Source organism: Pseudomonas sp. LFS074 (assembly GCF_047978165.1).
Taxonomy (GTDB): Bacteria; Pseudomonadota; Gammaproteobacteria; order Pseudomonadales; family Pseudomonadaceae; genus Aquipseudomonas; species Aquipseudomonas putida_P.
In genome coordinates this window covers 625637-645663 of the sequence record NZ_JBFPFV010000001.1, presented here as the reverse complement: position 1 = coordinate 645663, position 20027 = coordinate 625637, and the positions used below count along the sequence as shown (strand labels likewise).

Annotated in this window: 13 protein-coding genes; 7 read left to right on the top strand and 6 right to left on the bottom strand. The window is 63.4% G+C overall.

The window, feature by feature from the left end:
• Positions 1-26: 26 nt before the first annotated feature.
• Complete coding sequence (locus ACNQP3_RS02960) at positions 27-4925, bottom strand: alpha-2-macroglobulin family protein (RefSeq protein WP_264316775.1); 4899 nt, start codon at positions 4923-4925, stop codon at positions 27-29.
• Positions 4926-5103: 178 nt separating this feature from the next.
• On the opposite strand from ACNQP3_RS02960, the gene ACNQP3_RS02955 reads away from it, so the two are divergent.
• Complete coding sequence (locus ACNQP3_RS02955; RefSeq protein ID WP_264316774.1) at positions 5104-6441, top strand: MATE family efflux transporter; 1338 nt, start codon at positions 5104-5106, stop codon at positions 6439-6441.
• A gap of 88 nt (positions 6442-6529) precedes the next feature.
• On the opposite strand, the gene ACNQP3_RS02950 is transcribed toward ACNQP3_RS02955, so the two are convergent.
• The 5 genes from ACNQP3_RS02950 to ACNQP3_RS02930 form a co-directional block, all read right to left on the bottom strand.
• Entirely contained in the window at positions 6530-6985 is a 456-nt protein-coding gene (locus ACNQP3_RS02950; protein WP_060493803.1) for an REP-associated tyrosine transposase, read from the bottom strand.
• 211 nt (positions 6986-7196) lie between these two features.
• Positions 7197-9110, bottom strand: a complete 1914-nt coding sequence (gene speA / locus ACNQP3_RS02945) for an arginine decarboxylase (protein WP_012270333.1) — start codon at positions 9108-9110, stop codon at positions 7197-7199.
• Positions 9111-9261: 151 nt separating this feature from the next.
• Positions 9262-9633: a translation initiation factor Sui1 gene (locus ACNQP3_RS02940; RefSeq protein WP_012270332.1), complete on the bottom strand. Its 372-nt coding sequence runs from the start codon at positions 9631-9633 to the stop codon at positions 9262-9264.
• 327 nt (positions 9634-9960) lie between these two features.
• Entirely contained in the window at positions 9961-10497 is a 537-nt protein-coding gene (locus tag ACNQP3_RS02935; protein ID WP_012270331.1) for an NUDIX hydrolase, read from the bottom strand.
• Positions 10498-10499: 2 nt separating this feature from the next.
• Positions 10500-11567, bottom strand: coding sequence for a DUF2333 family protein (locus ACNQP3_RS02930; RefSeq protein ID WP_012270330.1), 1068 nt, complete (start codon positions 11565-11567; stop codon positions 10500-10502).
• Positions 11568-11815: 248 nt separating this feature from the next.
• On the opposite strand from ACNQP3_RS02930, the gene ACNQP3_RS02925 reads away from it, so the two are divergent.
• From ACNQP3_RS02925 to accC, 6 genes are all read left to right on the top strand, one after another.
• Complete coding sequence (locus ACNQP3_RS02925; protein ID WP_264316773.1) at positions 11816-13174, top strand: diguanylate cyclase; 1359 nt, start codon at positions 11816-11818, stop codon at positions 13172-13174.
• 124 nt (positions 13175-13298) lie between these two features.
• Positions 13299-15260 carry a methyl-accepting chemotaxis protein gene (locus ACNQP3_RS02920; RefSeq protein WP_264316772.1) on the top strand — a complete coding sequence of 654 codons (1962 nt, stop codon included), beginning with the start codon at positions 13299-13301 and terminating at the stop codon, positions 15258-15260.
• Between the two features lie 341 nt (positions 15261-15601).
• Positions 15602-17374, top strand: a complete 1773-nt coding sequence (locus tag ACNQP3_RS02915) for a protein-disulfide reductase DsbD (protein ID WP_012270327.1) — start codon at positions 15602-15604, stop codon at positions 17372-17374.
• A gap of 179 nt (positions 17375-17553) precedes the next feature.
• Positions 17554-18009, top strand: coding sequence for a type II 3-dehydroquinate dehydratase (gene aroQ / locus ACNQP3_RS02910; protein ID WP_003255330.1), 456 nt, complete (start codon positions 17554-17556; stop codon positions 18007-18009).
• Positions 18010-18108: 99 nt separating this feature from the next.
• Positions 18109-18570 carry an acetyl-CoA carboxylase biotin carboxyl carrier protein gene (gene accB, locus ACNQP3_RS02905; protein ID WP_012270326.1) on the top strand — a complete coding sequence of 154 codons (462 nt, stop codon included), beginning with the start codon at positions 18109-18111 and terminating at the stop codon, positions 18568-18570.
• A gap of 17 nt (positions 18571-18587) precedes the next feature.
• A complete protein-coding gene (accC, locus tag ACNQP3_RS02900) occupies positions 18588-19943 on the top strand; it encodes an acetyl-CoA carboxylase biotin carboxylase subunit (protein WP_012270325.1) in 1356 nt (451 codons plus the stop codon).
• Positions 19944-20027: the final 84 nt, after the last annotated feature.

The window sequence follows — 20027 nt, the reverse complement described above, 5'->3', positions numbered from 1 at the left end:
CCGCTCCTACAACAGACCGCGTAGCCTCAGCGGGCTTTTACGGTCATCTCCCCTTGCCCATCGCCCACAGCCTGCAGGTTCGGCCGGTACATCGACTCAACCTGCGGCGGCGGTACGCGGTAGGTGCCCGGGGTCACCGCCCGCGCCAGATACAACAGGTGCGTGGTGCCGTAGCTGTCGAGCTTGAGCGCGGCAACATAACGATCATCACGGTACTCCTGGTGCACCACACTGGCGTTCTGCATAGACTCGCGCCACTCCTTCACCGCGCTGCTGGCGTTGTCCAGGCTGGCGGCGCTTTGCGCCAGGTTCTGGTTTTCCAGCTCCAGGCCTGCTGGCAGCAAATCCACCACCAGCGCATCCGGTACACGGTCTTCAGCCTTGAGCGCCAGGTGCACCAGCACCAAGTCACCACTGCGCAGGTTGTGCAGGTCCAGCGGCTGGCCATTCATGCCCAAGTACTCTCGGCGAATCTGCAGGCCATTGCCGCCAGCAGCAGGCGCCTGGCGTGGGTAGCCCGACAAGGTCAACTGCTGGTACAGCGTCTCGCTGCCTTCGTTCTGCACACTCAGCGGCGATGCCAGTAGCGGGCCTTCCAGCTTCATGCCGGCCTCGGCATTGTTGAACTCGCGCACCTCGCCAGCACTGTCCAGGCGTGCCTGCCACTTGCCTTCCGGCTTGCCCAGCAGGCTACGGCCGGCAAGGAACAGTGCATTGCGCTCCTGGGTAGACAGCCAGCGGTTGGCCGCCAGCTCATCCGACAAGGCGAACAGGCGCTGATCGACCTGGCTGCTGGCCAGGTTGCTTTCCTGCAGCAGTGCCAGGATCAGCGCCTGGTCACGCAGGGCGCTGCCGTAATCGGCCATCCAGCCTTTGCCACGGCTGATGCCCAGGCCCGCCTGCAAGGCTTGCTCGGCACGCGGTTTGTCACCCATCTTGTCCAGTGCCACCGCCAATTGCACCAGCGGTAGGCCAGAACGGGCATCGGCGCGGCGCTCGAACAGGCCTCGCAGGGCACCCAATGGCGCCTGCTGGCTGCGCGACAGCACCAGCGCCGCGTAGGCCTGCACGGCAAAGCGAGTGTGGTCGGCATTTTCGCTGTAGTCGACTTCGATCAGGTTGCGTTCCTGCAGGTAGCGCAGCAGGCGCTCGCTGGCCTTCTTCAGCGCTTCGGCCGGCACGCCGTAACCTTGGTCACGGGCACGCAGCAGGAAGTCGGTGACGTAGGCGGTGAGCCAGTACTCTTCTTCGCTGTCCGAACTCCACAGGCCAAAGCTGCCGTTGTAGCGCTGCATGCCCAGCAGGTGCTCGATGCCCATTTCGATCTTGCGCTTGCGCACCTGCGCCGGCTCGCCCTTGATGCCCAGGCGTTTGAGGCTATCGGCATCAGCGTACAACGACGGGTACAGGCCGCTGGTGGTCTGTTCCAGGCAACCGTAGGGGTAGGCTTCCAACGCGCGAATCTGCTCGGCCAGGTTCAGCGGCGGCCGGCTCGACAAGGCCAGGCTGGCTTCCAGGCCGGCAGGTTCGAAAGCTGCCAGGTCCGCTTCAGGCAAGGTCCATGGCTGGTCTTTCAACGCCACGCGGTAGTGCTTGAGCATCGCCGGATAAGCTGGGCGCACGCCCAATGTCCACTCACGCTCGAACGCGGTGGCGGGCTCGTTTGGCAACTGCAGGCCAGTGACCCGCACATGCACTTTACCCTGCCCCAGGCCCCCTTGGGCCTGTACCGGGATCATCAGTGTCGAGCGCTGGCCTTCGGTCAGGTTAACGCTCTGCACGGCGTTGGCCGCCAGGCTCAGTTGCCCATCGGTGGTGATTTCAACGTTCAACTGTTGAGCACGGCCCGACAGGTTGGCCAGGTCCAGTGCCAGGCTGGTGCGGTCGCCACCGGCCAGGAAGCGCGGTGCCGACAGCTCGGCAATCAACGGTGCAGCGACCACGGTTTTGCCTTCTGCCATGCCGAAGTGTTCTTCGGTCCAGGCCTGGGCCATCAGCCGCAGTTCGCCGTTGAAGTCGGGGATATCGACCGTGGCCTGGCCCTCACCCTTGTCGTCCAGGGTCACCGGCAGGCTCTGCTGGGCGACGATGGTGACCGTGGTGTTAGGGCGCTTGCCACCCTTGGCCATTGCCGCGTCACCGCCAAACGCCAGGCTCGCCAGGCGGCCCTGGCCGGCTTCGATCAACTGGCCGTAGATGTCCAGTTGGTCGGCACCATAGGCCTTGCGCCCGAACAGGCTGGCAAACGGATCCGGGGTTTTGAAATCAGTGATGTTGAGGATGCCCACGTCCACCGCAGACAACAGCACATGCACCTGCTTGGGCACGCTGCCATCGGCATTGGTGGCTTTCACCTTTACGGTCAGCGGCTGTTTCGGGCGCATTTTTTCGGGTGCCTGCAGGCTCACCGCCAGCTTGCGTTCGGCGCGGTCCAACGGCAGGTGCAGCACACCCACGGCGCGTTTTGGTGTGGCGTTGGCCTTGCGCTCTCCAGGGCGAATCACCAGCGCGCTGATGTAAAGGTCGTGGCGCGCCCAGGCGTTGTCCAGTTGCACATCAAAGGTCTTGCCCTCGGCGGGCACGTCGATCTCCTGCCACCACAGCGGGCCATCGCTGGACTCGATCATCAGGTAGCCGCTGCCAGCAGCAGGTGGCGTGACGGTGACCTTGGCAGTAGCGCCATCGGCGTAGGACGGTTTATCCAGCGCCAGCTTGACCTGGTCCGGGCGCACCGCGCCGCCTTCGGCGTTATCTTGGGCGCGATAACCGGCCCAGAAGCGCTCGCTGGACACCAGGCCGGTCTGCGGGTCTTCGACCTCCACGCGGTACGGGCCCCATTCAACCTGGAAGCTCAGTTTGGCCGTGGAGCCGGCCTTGACGCTAACGGTCTCCTCACGCTGGGTGAGGAACTTCTCGTTGTAGGCGTAGCTCCAGCCATCGCTCTGCGAGTAGTTCCAGTAGTAGTCTCGACGCTCGCGAATCAGACGTACCTTGAGGTCGTTGGCCGCCAGCTTGTTGCCGTCGCGGTCGGCCACCAGGAATTCGAACTCCACCGGCCCGTCGCTATCGGTTTCCTCACCCTCGAACAGGCCACGCAGGCCCGGCAGGCGCTCGGCAGGCCAGATCGGTTGCTCCAGACGACGGGTGATCGGCCGGCCACCGGACTCCTGCAGGCTGGCCTGCACGGTCAGTTGCAGCGGTGAGCGGGCTTCGGCCCAACGGCTTTCGATATCGACCACGGCCTTGCCAGCCTGATCGAGCGTGACTTCGTCCAGCTCCAGGTCCTGGTTCAGCTCGGTTTCGGTGACCGAGCCGAACTGGTAGCCCGGCAGCGCAGGCACCGCTTCGCGAAGGGGACGCACATAGGCCTGGCCACTCAGGCGATTACCGGCAGCCGGGGCGCCATAGAGGTAACGGCCATTGACCTGGATGCGCGCATCCTCCTCCGGCGACAGCGGCGTGCTGCTGCCCTTCAGCTCCAGCGCCAGGCGTTCAGGCAGGAAGTCCTCGACGAGAAATTCATACACCTGCTTGCGCCCGCCGCCCAGGTCGAGCAGCAGTTGCCAACGGCCAGTCGGGGCCTCGGTGGCGAGCTGCAACTGGTATTGGTACAAGCCATTGCTGTCGGCCTCCCAGACGAACTTGCGGCTCACCTGCTCATCCGGGCGACGCACTTCCACACTCACCGGCTGGGCCTTGACCGGCTTGCCGTCCTGGTCGCGCAGAAGGCCGTTGAGCAGCACCGTTTCGCCTGGGCGATACAGGTCACGCGGGCCGAAGATGAAGAACTGCAACGGGTTGGCTTGCGGGCCGGTAATGTCGAACTCGGCCAGGTCCAGGGCGGCGGTGTTCAGGCGCAGCAGGGTGGTGTGCACACCTTGGGTAGCAATCAGGGTATCGGCCTTGGACGTGATCGGCAGCTGGGCGTGGCCCTTGCCATCGGTGCTGGCCTGGGCCAGCAACTTGCCCTTCTCGTCATGGATTTCGAGATTGACGCCGCTCATCGCCTTGCCGCCTTCCAGCGCCTGCGCGAACACGTCCAGGCGGTCGCGGTAGCGGTGCGCCGACACGCCGATGTCGCTGAGGGTGAACAGGGTCGCCGGCTGCGAGTAGTCGTAAGTGCCCGAAGCACGCATCACTGCCAGGTACACGCCCGGGTCCTGCAGCGGCTTGATGCCGGCGATGGGCAGCAGCACGGTTTCGCGGGTGTTGCGGGCAGGGTTGAGGTCGAAGCGGCCGCTGTAGACCAGCTCGGCCATGTCCAGGGTTTCCTTGGACTGGTAGTAGTACAGGCTGCTGTTGCGCCCCCAGCTGGCCAGGAAAGACGAGAGCATTTCCGGCTTCACCCGGAAAAACTCGACATCGACCTTGTCGACGTTCAGGGCAATCACCGGCAGCCCCTCGGCCAGGCGCGTGGGCAGCAGCGAGCCGCGGCTGGCAAAGCCGATGGTCGGCTGCATGTCGCGGGTTTCCAGCTGGGTGATCGATTCACTGTCCAGTTGCTTGCCGTTGACCGCCAGCAGGCCCTTGTCGACGGTCAGCACCAGCTTGCGCTGCGGTTCCAGGTGACGCAGGCGCAGTTCCATCTGGTTGTCGGAGAGCTCCCAGGCGCCGTCTAGCTTGCCTTTGACGGTGTCGACCAGGTGCACCTTGGTGGCGAAGTCCTGCTTGGCATCCAGCGGCGCGGAGAAGCTGATCGACAGCGTCGCAGCGCCATCGAGCTGCACTTCGGATACATCCAGCACCGTGAGTTCGCGGCCCTCGTAGCGCTTGGCGAGCACGGCCGGGTCTTCGCGTTTGGGGGCGAGGGCTTCGGCGGGCGCGGTGGCCGCCGGTTTGTCCGGCGCCGGTTTGTCCGGCGCGGATGAGTCACAGGCACTGAGCAACGCCAGCGCGCAGGCCAGCAACAATCCTTTGTTGAACATGGAGTAGGAACTCTTGGGCAGCGTGTACGTGAGGGCAGCAACTATAGCGCAACGTCAGGTGCGGCACCCGGCGTTGCGCGCCCAGTAAGACCACGGTCGCGCGAAATGGTTGCCTGGTGGTTACACTGTGGCCTTCGTTAAAGGGGCGTACAGCGGCCCCAAGCCCCTTGGTAAGCAAATGTCCCAACTCTCCGCCGACTGGCGCCACCGCCCTACCCACCACAAGGTCTGGGCGCTGGCCGCACCGATGATCTTGTCCAACATCTCCGTACCGCTGGTGGCGCTGGTCGACAGCACCGTCATCGGCCACCTCCCCCACGCCCACCAGCTAGGCGCCGTGGCCGTGGGCGCCACTTTGTTCACCTTCATGGTTGGCCTGATGGGCTTCCTGCGCATGGGCTCCACTGGCTTCGCCGCACAGGCCGCTGGCCGTGGCGACGGCGCCGCGTTGCGCCAGGTGCTGGTACAAGGGCTGCTTTTGGCGGTCGGTTTCGCCCTGATGATCGGCCTGCTGGCTCTGCCGTTCAGCCAGCTGGCACTGCATGCGATGCAACCCAGTGCAGCCCTGCAGCAATCCACCGAAGACTTCTTCCATACCCGCCTGCTTGGCCTGCCCGCGGCGCTTGCCAGCTATGCGCTGGTTGGCTGGTTTCTGGGCACCCAGAACGCCCGGGCGCCACTGGCCATCCTGCTGACCACCAACCTGCTGAACATCGTCCTGAACCTGTGGTTCGTGCTGGGCCTGGATTGGGGCGTACTGGGGTCGGCACGGGCTTCGGTCATTGCCGAATGGAGCGCCGCGCTGTTCGGCCTGGCCCTGACCCGCCCGGCACTGCGTGCCTACCCGGGGCAGATCGCCTGGGCAGCGCTCAAACGCTGGCAGGCCTGGCGCCCGCTGCTGGCGGTCAACCGCGATATCTTCCTGCGCAGCCTGGCGCTGCAACTGGTGTTCCTGCTGATTACTGTGCAGGGGGCGCGCCTGGGTGAGGCCACGGTGGCGGCCAACGCCCTGCTGCTCAATGGCCTGCTGCTGACGGCCTATGCCCTCGACGGGCTGGCGCATGCGGTCGAGGCCCTGTGCGGCCATGCCATTGGTGCCCGCGACCGCGACACCTTGCGCCGTTCGTTGGTGGTGGCCTGTGGCTGGTCGCTGATCACCAGTTTGGGGTTTGCCGGGTTGTTCCTGCTGGGCGGGCACTTGTTCATCGACCTGCAGACCGACATCGAAAGCGTGCGCAATGCGGCCTATCCGTATTTGCCCTACCTGGCGGTACTGCCGTTGATTGCAGTGTGGAGTTACTTGCTGGATGGGTTGTTCATCGGTGCGACGCGGGCGCGGGAGATGCGCAATGCGATGGTGGTGTCGGTACTGATTGCACTGCCGGTGGCGGTGGCCATGAACGGGTTCGGCAACCATGGGCTGTGGTTGGCGTTTCTCGGGTTCATGGGGTTGCGGGCGGTGACGCTGGGGTGGGTGGGGTGGCGGTTGCAGCAGAAAGGTGAGTGGGTTCGGTAATGCCGGGATCGCGGAACGGCTCGGTATCGTGATCCCTGTAGGAGCGGCCTTGTGTCGCGAAATGAGGGCGAAGCCCTCACCTGCCGGCTCACAGCCACACACAATTCCAATGTGGGTACTCGCCCGCTCGTCGAACCAGACCCGCCCGAATCGGGTTGGCGATGATGTAGCGGGCAGCAGCCCTTACATCCTCATCCTTGCGCAATGCCCGGTCATAAAAGCCAGGCTGCCAGATGTGCTTTCGCTCGGCACCTATACGGTAAAGCGCACAACTGCTGCGTGACTTGAAAGCACACATGAGTTTGTCCAGGCTGGTAGGCCCAAGCTCGATCAACCAATGCAGATGGTCTGGCATCAGAACCCAAGCCAACGTACGGCAACTACCTTCATGATCACTCAGGCGCAATTGATTAATGGCCGCTCGTGCAAACCAGAGGTTCTGGAACAGCGGGCGCCGTTGGCGGGTAACGGTAGTTAGCAGATAAAGCCTGCCTGACTCTGAAAAGCGCCCTTGGCGCAAGCGATGATTGCCGTGACGGTCCATGTCGAATTCCTTTGAACATTGCATTCGCAGGATAGGTGTCGCAATGAGGGATGGCGTAGGCGGATCATTACCGGGTATGACGCCGTGAGGGCTGCGCCCTCAGTTCGCGACGCAAGGCCGCTCCTACAGGGAAATCGCGTATGGCAATTACTGCGCGATCCGCTGTAGGAACGGCCTTGTGTCGCGATGGGCCGCAAAGCGGCCCCGGCGGTTACGACGACAAGTACGAAGACCGGGTCAACCCAAGGCGCAAGGCATCCAGGAACTGGGTACGCTCACGTGCGGTGATCTTGGCGCTGGCCACCTTGTCGCGGTAATGCGTCATCAACTCCTCCGGCGACAGGTGCACGTAGCGCAGCATGTCCTCGATGGTGTCGTGGGTCTCGATACCGGCGTGGTACACGCTGCCGTCGGCATTCTGGTAGATGTTCACCGAGTCGGTGTCACCGAACAGGTTGTGCATATCGCCCAGGATTTCCTGGTAGGCACCGACCAGGAACACGCCCAGCAGGTAGTCCTCGCCCTCCTTCAGCGCATGCACCGGCATGCTGGTCTCGATGCTCTGCTCATCAACGTACTGGTTGATCTTGCCGTCGGAGTCGCAGGTCAGGTCCTGCAATACCGCACGTCGCATCGGCTCTTCGTCCAGGCGGTGCAGCGGGATGATCGGCAGTACCTGGCCGATGGCCCAGGTGTCCGGCAGGCTCTGGAACACCGAGAAGTTGCAGATGTACTTGTCGGCCAGCTTGTCGTTCAGCTCGTCCAGCACCTGACGGTGCGAGCGCTGGCGGGCCTTGAGCGAGTTGTGCAGGCGGCGGCAGACGGCAAAATAGCACTGTTCAGCCAGTGCCTTCTCGCCCAGGCTGATCTTGCCATCGGCATACTGCGCGGCCACGTCACCCATATAGTGGGTGGCGCGCCAGTAAGTCTCGGTGACCATCTCGATATCGGTCGGGCCAAGCAGGTCGACCAGCCACTGCACGGTCTCGGGCAGGGCTTCCTTGTTCTCGATGGTGGGCACGTCGTCGTTGTGTTTCTCGACGTCGGTCACCTGGATCACCAGCATGGCGTGGTGCGCTGTCAACGAGCGGCCACTCTCGGAGAAGATGTGCGGGTGCGGCAGGCCCTGCGCGTCGCAGAACTCCTTGAGCATGCCCACCACCACGCCGGCGTAGTCGTCCATGTCGTAGTTGATCGAGCTGGCATTGCGCGAGTGGGTGCCGTCGTAGTCCACGCCCAGGCCACCGCCAACGTCGATGTGGTCGACCGGCAGGCCCAGCGCACGCAGTTCGCCGTAGTAACGGATGGCTTCCTTGAAACCGTGCTGATAGTCAGCCAGGTTGGCGATCTGCGACCCCATGTGGAAGTGCAGCAGGCGAATGCCCTGGTCCAGGCCTGCATCGCGGAAGCGCTGTACTACAGAGAGCAGCTGGGCGGCAGACAAACCGAACTTGGACTTTTCGCCACCGGTATCGGCCCACTTGCTCGAAGCCAGCGACGACAGGCGCACGCGCAGGCCGACCTGCGGTTTCACCTTCAGCTCGGCGGCCTCTTCGATCACCAGCGCCACTTCCGACTCTTTCTCGATGACGATGAACACGTTGTGGCCGAGCTTCTGGCCCATCAACGCCAGGCGAATGAACTCACGGTCCTTGTAGCCGTTGCAGACGATGGTGCCGCCCTTCGGCGCCAGCGCCAGTACGGCCAGCAGCTCGGGTTTGGAGCCGGCTTCCAGGCCAATGGAAACGTTTTGCGTGGCGATGATGTTTTCCACCACCGCTTCCTGCTGGTTGACCTTGATCGGGTACAGCGCGGTGTACTGGCTCTGGTACTCCAGGCGCGCGATGTTGGCATCGAACGCACCAGTCAGCTGGCGTACGCGGTCCTGCAGAATGTCGGGGAAGCGCACCAGCAAGGGCAGCGACAGGCCGCTCTGGCGCAGTTCGTCAACCTGTTCGTACAGGTCGATCGGCGCGCTGTTGGGGCCGTTGGGGCGCACTTCGACGCGCCCGGCTTCATTGATGGCGAAATAACCAGCGCCCCAATGGCGGATGCCATAAACACTGCGGCTGTCGGCCACGGTCCATTGGCTACCATCGTCTTTGCGTGTGCGTCGTACGGACATTCAAGTCCCCTATAGATAAGTCGAAGACACTGCCCCGCAGGCAGCGGAGCGAGTGTAAAAGCTGAAAATGACGATTCATCCGTGTTCAGGCATAGACCCTGGCCACGGGAACGAGTTTAGAAAGCGCTGGGCAAAAAATCGCGCGATGGCCTCAGCCGCCGGACTTTTTCGCCTTGAAACCCTGTTTGGTCAGCTCGCCGATCAACAGCTCGACATGGTCGCCCTGGATCTCGATAACCCCGTCCTTCAGAGCGCCGCCGGTACCGCAGCGGCGCTTGAGCGTGGTCGCCAGCTCTTTGAGCTGGTCGGGCGGCAGCGGCACGCCGGTGACGGTGGTCACGGTTTTGCCGCCACGGCCTTTGCTCTCACGGCGCACACGGGCAATGCCGTCGCCTTCGGGGATAATTTGCTGCTTGCAGATGCAGGCATCCACTGGCTGGCCACAGTCAGGGCAGTGCCGACCAGCGTCGGTGGAATACACGAGACCGCCAAGGGCGGAAAAGGAAGAAGCTTTCTTGGCCACTTTTGTTCCTCTGTGCTGAGGACAAAAACTGGTCGTGCCTTGGGGTTGAGGCCGACCGCGAAGCCCCACTCTGGCAGGGGCGGCGCTACTGCCGCAAGACTTGCGACAGCCCGAAAAGGGCGCGCAGTGTAACGATAAATGCAGCCGTTGCTAAGTACAGGATTGCGGCATTTTGCGAATGTTTTGCGACCCTTCGCGTATTGGGGCTGCTTTGCAGCCCGATCGCGACACAAGGCCGCTCCTACAGGAGACCGCGCAAGGCCGGGGGACGCGACCTCTTGTAGGAGCGGCCTTGTGTCGCGATCGGGCCGCAAAGCGGCCCCTGCTTTATTTCAAGCTAAGCTTGTAGCGCTGCAACGCCGCCAACGAGTCCGGGCAATATGGCTTGCTGAGGCTTTCCTGCTCAGCCTGCTCCAGGCCAATGAACCGCGCCTCGATCACCTCTTCCGGCTGCAGTCGCAATGGCGCATCGGACACCGCCGAATACACCGCACACCACAGACGGTTGTCCGGCTGGTCAAAGTAGAACCGCTCGTGGAAACGCAGCTGCGCACCTTCAATCCCCAGCTCTTCGGCCAGCTCGCGTGCGGCCGACTCGGCATACGCCTCCCCGGCCGCGACCATGCCGCCTGCCGCCACATCCCAATAGCCTGGGTACAGCGCCTTGCTCAGGGTGCGACGATGCACACACAGCTCACCGGCACTGTTGAACAGCAAGATGAACGTACAACGCCCGATCAACCCGCGCTCACGCAACTCGGCACGGGGCAACGCGCCCAGCACCTGGTCGGCTTCGTCCACCCAGGTGACCAGTTCGCGGTCGGAAGCCGCACGGTGGGCGGCCTCGGTTGGGCTGATAGCCATCATCAACCCTGCGACAGCAACTGACGCAGGTCGATAACCGCGGCGTTGGCCCGGGAAATGTAGTTGGCCATGACCAGCGAGTGGTTGGCCCACATGCCGAAGCCACTGCCGTTCAGCACCATTGGGCTCCACAGCGGCTCTTGCGAGGCTTCCAGCTCGCGGATGATCTGGCGCACGCTGACCGTGGCGTTCTTCTTGGCCAGCACATCGGCAAAGTCCACCTCGATAGCACGCAGCAGGTGCGACAGCGCCCACGCCTGGCCACGGGCTTCATAGAACACGTTGTCAATCTGCAGCCACGGGGTTTCCACCAACTCCTCGTCCACTTGCGGCGCCTGGCCGGCGACGACCGACTCGGTCTTCAGCGTGCTGTTGAGCTTGACCCGGCCAACGCTGGCCGACAGCCGCTGCGACAGCGAGCCCAGGCGAGTGGCCACGTCACCCAGCCAGTTGTTCAGGTTGTCGGCACGGGTGTAGAAGATCGCGCCCTTGTCGCCAGCAGCCAGGCGAGTCTGGTAGCGGGACAGCGACTTGATGCCCTCTTCGAACTCCGACTCGCTCGATGGCAAGATCCAGCTCTTGTTGTCGAAGTTGAATCGCGGCTCGGCCTTGGCCAGGTCGGCGTCTTCGGTGGACTGCGACTGCGACCGGGCGAAGTCCTTGCGCAGCGCGCGCGACAGGTCGCGTACCTGGACCAGCACGCCATATTCCCAACTCGGCATGTTGTCCATCCACAGCCCTGGCGGGAAGCGGTCGTTGGAAATGTAGCCGCCCGGCTTGTTCAGCAAGGTGCCGGCAACGGTCTTGAGGGTTTCGAGGGTGGTGTAGCCCACCACCATTTGCTGGCCATTGCGCTCGGCAGCGGCCTGGGCATTCTGCTGCACCGGGAACAGCGCGGGCTCCTGGCTCCAGTACCAGCCAAGGCCGATACACACCAGCAGGTACAACCCGATCAGGGTCCCCAGGGCGCGGCTCCACAGGCCGCCAAGGTAGCTACGGGCGGCAGCGCCGCGGCCATCGACACGCTCACGGGGCTCGGCTTTGGCCTCGCGGTTTTTCCAGTCCAGCATGGCTTTGTCCTTAATCAGTCACGACGGTTCAGGGGCTTGGACCACAGGCCTGCGCCAGGGTGCCACGGCAAGCCCGCGTGGCAGCACTATAAAGCAGACACCACCGTACGCATAAGCGACCATTCAGTCAGTAACTGAATATTCGTTCTGGCCGCTTTGTTGATGCAGGGCAGTCACGCGCTTGAAAAGAGCTGCTAGCATAGAGCCATCATTGCCCCTGCACATCCCAACCTATAAGTAGCCAGGACATGAGCAAAGCAGTCGAGCCGAGCCCGCAATGCCCCGTGCAACAGCTGACGCGTAACGGCCTGCGCAAGGACGACCCGCTCGACCCACTGCTGCTGCCGCCCCCACGCAAACCGGTGTACATCCTGCTGCAGGATCATGAGCGTGCCCAGCGCTTGGCCCAGCAACTGGAGTTCTTCGGCCTGGTGGTGCAAGCACTGCCCAATGCTACGGCGTTTCTCGCCTCGATCTGCGAGTACCCGCCTTCGGCCATCATTATGGATGTCGACTTCACCGGTACGGGCCAAGGCCTGCAGCTGGCCGCCCAGGTGCAGCAAGGGTTGGCGCGACATATTCCGCTGCTGTTCTTCAGCCACCACGAAGCCGACACCCCAACCCGCCTTGCCGCCGTACGCGCCGGTGGCCAGGACTTTCTCACCGGCAGCCTGGAGGCTTCCAGCCTGCTGGAAAAGGTCGAACTGCTGACCAATGCCACCCCGCACGACCCGCTGCGCGTGCTGATCATCGACGACTCGCGAACCCAGGCCCTGTACACCGAGCGGGTGCTGGCCGGCGCCGGCATGGTCACCCGCAGCCTGACCGACCCGATCCGTACCATGGCCGAGCTTGCCGACTTCCAGCCCGACCTGATCATCCTCGACCTGTACATGCCAGCCTGCACCGGCCCGGAACTGGCCAAGGTGATTCGCCACAGTGACCGTTATGTGAGCGTGCCGATCATCTACCTGTCAGCCGAGGACGACCTGGACAAGCAGCTGGATGCCATGAGCGAAGGCGGTGATGACTTTTTGACCAAACCCTTTCGCTCACGTCACCTGATCACCACCGTGCGCAACCGCGCCGCCCGCGCCCGGCACTTGAAGGCGCGCATGGTGCGCGACAGCCTGACCGGGCTGTACAACCACACCCACATCCTGCAACTGCTGGAAGACTGCAGCTTCCGCGCCCGCCGCGAACTGCAGCCGTTGAGCTTTGCCATGCTCGATATCGACCACTTCAAAAAGATCAACGACCGCCACGGCCACCCCATGGGCGATCGGGTGATCAAGAGCCTGGCGTTGTTCCTCAAGCAGCGCTTGCGCAAGACCGATTTCATTGGCCGCTATGGTGGCGAAGAGTTCGCCATCGTCATGCCCAATACCGCGCTGGACGCGGCACACAGGGTACTGGACGAAATTCGCCGGCGCTTTGCCGAGATTCTCTACCCGGCGCAGCCACGGGATTTGCAGTGCACCTTCAGTGCCGGAGTCGTACAGCTGGACGAGGGGCTGGATGCACTGACCATGGCCAGTGCGGCGGACGAAGCGCTGTACCGGGCCAAGCACGCGGGGCGCAATTGCGTAGTGCGTGTAGAGCCCTAAGTCACTTAAAACCGTACCGGCACTGTGCCACTTTTTTCTGGCGTCAAGCCCTTGCCGTCATCACCGCGTCACAAAATCGCAATAACTTCAGCCGCCACTCCCCCTCACCAGGAAGCTCGCGGCTATGCGCCTGAAGTGGCTGACCAATTTCAACACCCTGTTGCTGGTGACCGTGTGCCTCGCCTTGGGCGCAACCCTGTGGTGGTCGCAGCGGGCCCTGGAGCGCCCCTACCAGATGATGGAGCGCTACCTGGGCCTGTCCCAACAGTTCCAGAACCAGGCGGCACGCAACATCCAGGCGTACCTGGGCAGCGGCGATGCCCTGCGCCATGCCGCCGCCATGGAAGCCAACCAGCAGCTGCAGGCCGCCCTGGCCGACTGGCCCGTTGAGCTGGCCGAGCAATTGCGCCCTAGCCTGGACAGCCTGCAGGCCTTCACTGCCAATGAACTGCTGGCCGCTGGCAAGCTGGCCGGCGACCCACAAGCCTTGCTGCTGCAAGCCGAGCGGGAGCTGGGGGCGAACCTTGAACAAATGGCCGGCTACGCCCGCGACAGCGGCAATGCCGAGGCCAACCGTTACCTGCTGCCACTGCTCGACGCCACCGTGCACCTGGGCCGGCTGTCACTGGCCCGCGACAAGCTGGTCAGCAGCGGCCGCCCGGAGCTGGCCGACGAAGTCGAGCGCGAGCTGCAACTGATCCGCGTCCAGGCCCAGGTGGTCGACGGTCTGCCCCTGCTCGGCGTAACCCGTACGGCCGAATCCGGCGCCGACGACTTCGCCGCGATGATGGGCCTGGCGTCCCAGGCCAGCGCCCAGCAGGAAGACATTGCCGTAGGCCTGAAGCGCGAACTGCAAAGCCTGCTCAGCCGCTACCCGGCCGAGCTGCAACGCACCCGCGAACAAATCGAGCGCCGCGTCGCCCTGGCGGCCAGCACCCGCCAGCGCCTGGAGGCGGTGCAGCAGGCCATCGCCGCGCTGGAGCCCGAGGTACGCGGCCAGCATGCAAAAATCGCTGCCGAAGTGCGCATCATCCAAGGCCTGATGATCGGCCTGATCCTGCTGATTGCCCTGCTGATCGACACACTGCAGAGGCGCTTGGCCCGCACCCTTACAGGCCTGGCGCCCGCCCTGTCGCGTTGGGCAGAGGGTGACTTTGCCCAGGCTATCACCCTGGGCAAGACCAACCGCGAACTGCACGATATCCAGGAATCGCTCAACCGCCTGCGCCAGTACCTGGTCGAGCTGGTCGGCACCATCCGCCACAACGCCGAACAAGTGGCCGGCAGCAGCCACGCCCTGGCCGGCATGAGCGCCGCGCTGCACGATGGCGCCGAGCGCCAAGCCGGCGATACCGGGCAGATCCGCGATGCCCTCGGTGAACTGGAGGCGACCATTCAGCAAGTGGCGGGGGATGCGAGCGCCGCCGCCGATGCCAGCCGCGATGCCGGGCGCGCCGTGGAGCAAGGCCAGGCCGTAATTGGCCAGAGCCTGTCGGGCTTACGTGACCTGGTCGATGAAGTGCAAGGCAACGCCCGCATGATCGAGCAGTTGGCGGAAGAGTCGGCAACCATCGGCGGCGTACTGACGGTAATCCGCTCGATTGCCGAGCAGACCAACCTGCTGGCACTGAACGCCGCGATCGAAGCGGCCCGCGCCGGTGAGATGGGCCGTGGCTTTGCCGTGGTGGCCGATGAGGTGCGCTCGTTGGCACAGCGCACCACAGGCGCTACCGGCGAGATTCAGGCCCTGATCGACCGCTTGCAGCAGGCGGCCAGAGGCTCGGTGGCCGGGATGCGCGCGCAGCTTGAGCATGCCGAGGCCACGGCCAATCAGGCCCAGGCGGCAGACGGAGCACTGGATGAGATTGTCTGTGCCATTCGTACCATCTCGGACACGGCCGTGCGGATTGCCGATGTCACGGCGCAGCAGAGCGGCGCGGTGAGCGAAATTCGTGACCACAGCGAGCGGATTCATGAGCTGGGTGAGGACAACTTGCAGCGTATTGGTGAGGGGCGTGAGCAAGGCGAGCATTTGCTGAGCCTGGGCGGCGAGCTGAACCGGGCGGTGCGGGCGTTCAGAGTCTGACCTGGATCTTTCAGCGCCTGTGAGATCGAGCGCCGCCCGCGCGGCGCATCGCGAGCTGCGCTCGCTCCTACGTTTGTTATTGGCCAGTAACGCCTGTGGCAGGCGCACGCGACCGCCTTGTTTGTACGACGCAATATCGCGCCATGCGCCAAGGCGTTCGCGCGCAAATCGCACAGAAATAATTGGCCCGAAACAAACGTAGGAGCGAGCGCAGCTCGCGATGCGCCGCGCGGGCGGCGCTCGATCTCATAGGCGCCGCATATGTCATGGCAGGCACTACTGGCCCCAACCCACACCAACTCCGCTATCATGCCCAGCACGTTCCACCTCGCGAGTCCGCCATGCGCCGCCTGTTTTTCCTGCTGTTCCTGCTGCTGGCCAGCCCTGCCTTCGCCACGGGCCTGCTCGACAACCGCCCCAGCGCCACACTCGGCGCCGCTTCGCTGGCCAACAACGCCGACTTCCTGCCGGTGCACGAAGCCTTCAAGCTCAACCTGGTCCAGGCCGATGCGCAAACCATCAAGCTGCGTTTCGTCGCCACCGATGGCTATTACCTCTACCGCCACCGTTTCCAGTTCCGCACGGAACCGGCCGATATCGCCCTTGGCACGCCGAACATCCCCAAGGGCGAAGCCAAGCACGATGAGTTTTTCGGCGACGTCGAGGTGTACCACGGTGTGCTCGACATCGAGCTGCCACGCAACGACCCGCGCGCCTTCACCTTGCTGGTGGGCTACCAGGGCTGCGCCGACAAAGGCCTGTGCTACCCACCGGAAACCGCACGCCTGACCATCGATGGCGAAGGCCTTGGCAACACGCCGACCACCACCACCCCTGCCTGGAACTGGAAGTCGCTGCTGCTGTTCTTCCTCGCCGGGGTCGGCCTGACCTTCACGCCCTGCGTCCTGCCGATGCTGCCGATCCTGTCTGGCGTGGTGCTGCGCGGCCAGGTTGGCGGGCTACGCGGGCTGTCGCTGTCGCTGGCCTACGTGCTGCCTATGGCTGCCAGCTTTGCGGCACTCGGCGCCCTGATGGGCCTGTTCGGTGCGGGCCTGAACCTGCAGGCACGCCTGCAGTCGGCCTGGGTGCTGGTGCCTTTCGCGCTGTTCTTCGTGGTATTCGCCCTGGCCATGTTCGGCCTGTTCGAACTGAAGCTGCCCCAGGCCCTGAGCAACCGCCTGAACAACGTCGCCAACCATACCCGCGGCGGCTCTCTGCTAGGCGCGGCAATACTTGGCGTGCTCTCCAGCCTGCTGGTTTCGCCATGCGTCTCGGCGCCCCTGGCCGGTGCCCTGCTGTATATCAGCGCCAGCGGCGATGCCCTGGGCGGCGCGCTCAAGTTGTTCGCCCTGGGTTTGGGCATGGGCGCACCGTTGCTACTGGTGGCCACCGGTGGCGCAGCCTGGCTGCCGAAAAGCGGCCCTTGGATGAACACGGTGAAAAACGCCATCGGCGTGCTGCTGCTGGGGCTGGCCATCGGCTTGCTCAGCCGTGTACTGCCAGGCCCTGTGACCTTGCTGCTGGTCGGTTTCCTCGCCGCTGGCGTGGCCCTGTTCCTCGGTGCCCTGGAGCTCGTCGTCAAAACCGCGCCCCAGCGCCTGGCGCAACTGCTCGGCCTGGCCTTGCTGGTGTACGCGCTGGCCTGTTGGTACGGCGCCCTCAGTGGCCAGGGCGACCCACTGCGACCGCTGCCAGTTGCAACACTGGGCGCCAGCGGCGCCAGCCCGACGGCAAAGGCCGATGCCTGGCAGACCATCACCACGCCTGACGCATTGGACGCGGCCTTGGCGCAAGCCAAGGCGGCCGGGCAGCCAGTGCTGCTGGACTGGTACGCCGACTGGTGCATCAGTTGCAAGGTGATCGAGCATGAGGTGCTCAATGCGCCCCAGGTGCAGACACAGTTGACCGGCTTCAAACTGCTGCGTTTCGACATCACCGAAAGCAATGCCGAGCAACGCAAACTGCTCGACCGCTACCAGCTGTTCGGCCCGCCTGCCCTGCTGTTCTTTGCAGCGAACGGCAGCGAAATTACCGCTGATCGGGTGATAGGCGAAATAAACGCCGCTGAATTTGCACAAATTCTGGCACGCGTACGCGGCAAAGCCGGTCTATAACTTCCCGCGAGGCGGGGAAAATCCTGAAATCAGTGACCAGATTTAATTATTTGGTCACATACTTCGCGCGAATCTCGGACATCGTGCTGGCTATTGCCGGGAACTGGACACTTGCGGTCGCTTTACGGCACACTCGCCGCGCTGTGTCGAATTGCCCTACAAATCCAAGGAATCCGCAGATGGCAACGCTACTGGTGCTCCACGGCCCCAACCTCAACCTGCTCGGTACTCGCGAGCCAGGCCATTACGGCGCCGTGACCCTGGCCCAGATCAACCAGGACCTGGAGCAACGTGCCCGCGCCGCAGGCCACCATCTGCAGTACCTGCAGAGCAATGCCGAATACGAATTGATCGACCGCATTCACGCCGCACGCAACGAGGGTGTGGACTTCATCCTGATCAATCCGGCTGCTTTCACCCACACAAGCGTCGCATTACGTGACGCATTGCTTGCGGTGAGCATCCCATTCATCGAAGTGCACCTGTCCAACGTGCACAAACGCGAACCGTTCCGTCACCACTCCTACTTTTCCGATGTTGCCGTAGGGGTGATCTGCGGCCTGGGCGCCAGCGGTTATCGCCTGGCCCTGGAGTCCGCGCTGGAACAACTGGCTGCCAACGCACAGCCCAAATGATGAAAACCCTGGCCTAAGTGGGCCGGGGTTCGAGAGAAACGTTCCGATACGTTTTTTTGTATTTCGCCCCCTGACCGAACCTTTGGGAGTTGATGATTAATGGATATCCGTAAAGTCAAGAAACTGATCGAGCTGCTGGAAGAGTCTGGCATCGACGAACTGGAGATCAAGGAAGGCGAAGAGTCGGTCCGTATCAGCCGTCACAGCAAAACCCCAGCTGCCCAGCAGTTCTACGCACCAGCACCGATGGCTGCCGCCCCGGTTGCTGCGCCAGTTGCCGCCGCCGCCCCTGTCGCCGAAGCCGCTGCTGCTGCCCCAGCCCTGAAAGGCACCGTGATCCGTTCGCCAATGGTCGGCACCTTCTACCGCAAGCCTTCGCCGACCTCGCCTAACTTCGCTGAAGTTGGCCAGACGGTGAAAAAGGGCGACACCCTGTGCATCGTTGAAGCCATGAAGATGATGAACCACATCGAAGCCGATGTTGGCGGTGTCATCGACGCCATCCTGGTAGAAGACGGCCAGCCGGTTGAGTTCGACCAGCCGCTGTTCACCGTCGTTTGAATCGCGGAGAGCCAACGATGTCTGGGAAGCTCGAAAAAGTCCTGATCGCCAACCGTGGGGAAATTGCCCTGCGGATCCTGCGTGCCTGCAAAGAGCTGGGCATCAAAACCGTCGCTGTGCACTCCACCGCCGACCGTGAGCTGATGCACCTGGGCCTGGCAGACGAGTCGGTCTGCATCGGTCCTGCATCGTCCAAGGATTCCTACCTGCATATCCCGGCAATCATCGCTGCCGCCGAAGTCACCGGCGCCACCGCGATTCACCCGGGCTACGGCTTCCTGGCAGAAAACGCCGACTTCGCCGAACAGGTAGAAAAATCCGGCTTCGCCTTCATCGGCCCGAAAGCCGACACCATTCGCCTGATGGGTGACAAGGTTTCGGCCAAGGACGCGATGATCAAGTCGGGCGTGCCGACCGTACCAGGCTCCGATGGCCCGCTGCCGGAAGACGAAGAAGTCGCCCTGGCGATTGCCCGTGACGTCGGCTACCCGGTGATCATCAAAGCCGCCGGTGGTGGTGGTGGTCGCGGCATGCGCGTGGTGCACAAGGAAGAGGACCTGATTTCCTCGGCCAAGCTCACCCGTACCGAAGCCGGTGCTGCCTTCGGCAACCCGATGGTCTACCTGGAGAAGTTCCTGACCAACCCACGTCACGTGGAAGTGCAGGTGCTGTCCGACGGCCAGGGCAACGCCATCCACCTGGGCGACCGCGACTGCTCGTTGCAGCGCCGTCACCAGAAGGTACTGGAAGAAGCACCAGCCCCGGGCATCGACGAAAAGGCCCGTCAGGAAGTGTTCAAGCGCTGCGTCGATGCGTGCATCGAGATCGGCTACCGTGGTGCCGGTACTTTCGAGTTCCTGTACGAAAACGGCCGCTTCTACTTCATCGAGATGAACACCCGCGTGCAGGTTGAGCACCCGGTGTCGGAGATGGTTACCGGTATCGACATCGTCAAGGAGATGCTGAGCATCGCCGCTGGCAACAAGCTGTCGTTCCGCCAGGAAGACGTGGTGATCCGTGGCCACTCGCTGGAGTGCCGGATCAACGCAGAAGACCCGAAGAAGTTCATCCCAAGCCCAGGCAAGGTGAAGCACTTCCACGCACCAGGCGGCAATGGCGTACGTGTCGATTCGCACCTGTACAGCGGTTATTCGGTTCCGCCGAACTACGACTCGCTGATCGGCAAGCTGATCACCTACGGCAAGGACCGCGACGAAGCCATGGCGCGCATGCGCAATGCCCTGGACGAGATCGTCGTCGACGGCATCAAGACCAACATCCCGCTGCACCGCGACCTGGTGCGTGATGAAGGTTTCTGCAAAGGCGGCGTCAACATTCACTACCTCGAACACAAGCTGGCCAACGAGCATTGATCGAGTAGTGTGATGTACCAGAACCCCGGACCTGTTCCGGGGTTTTTTATGCCTGCAACAATCTGGGGCCGCTATGCGGCCCCA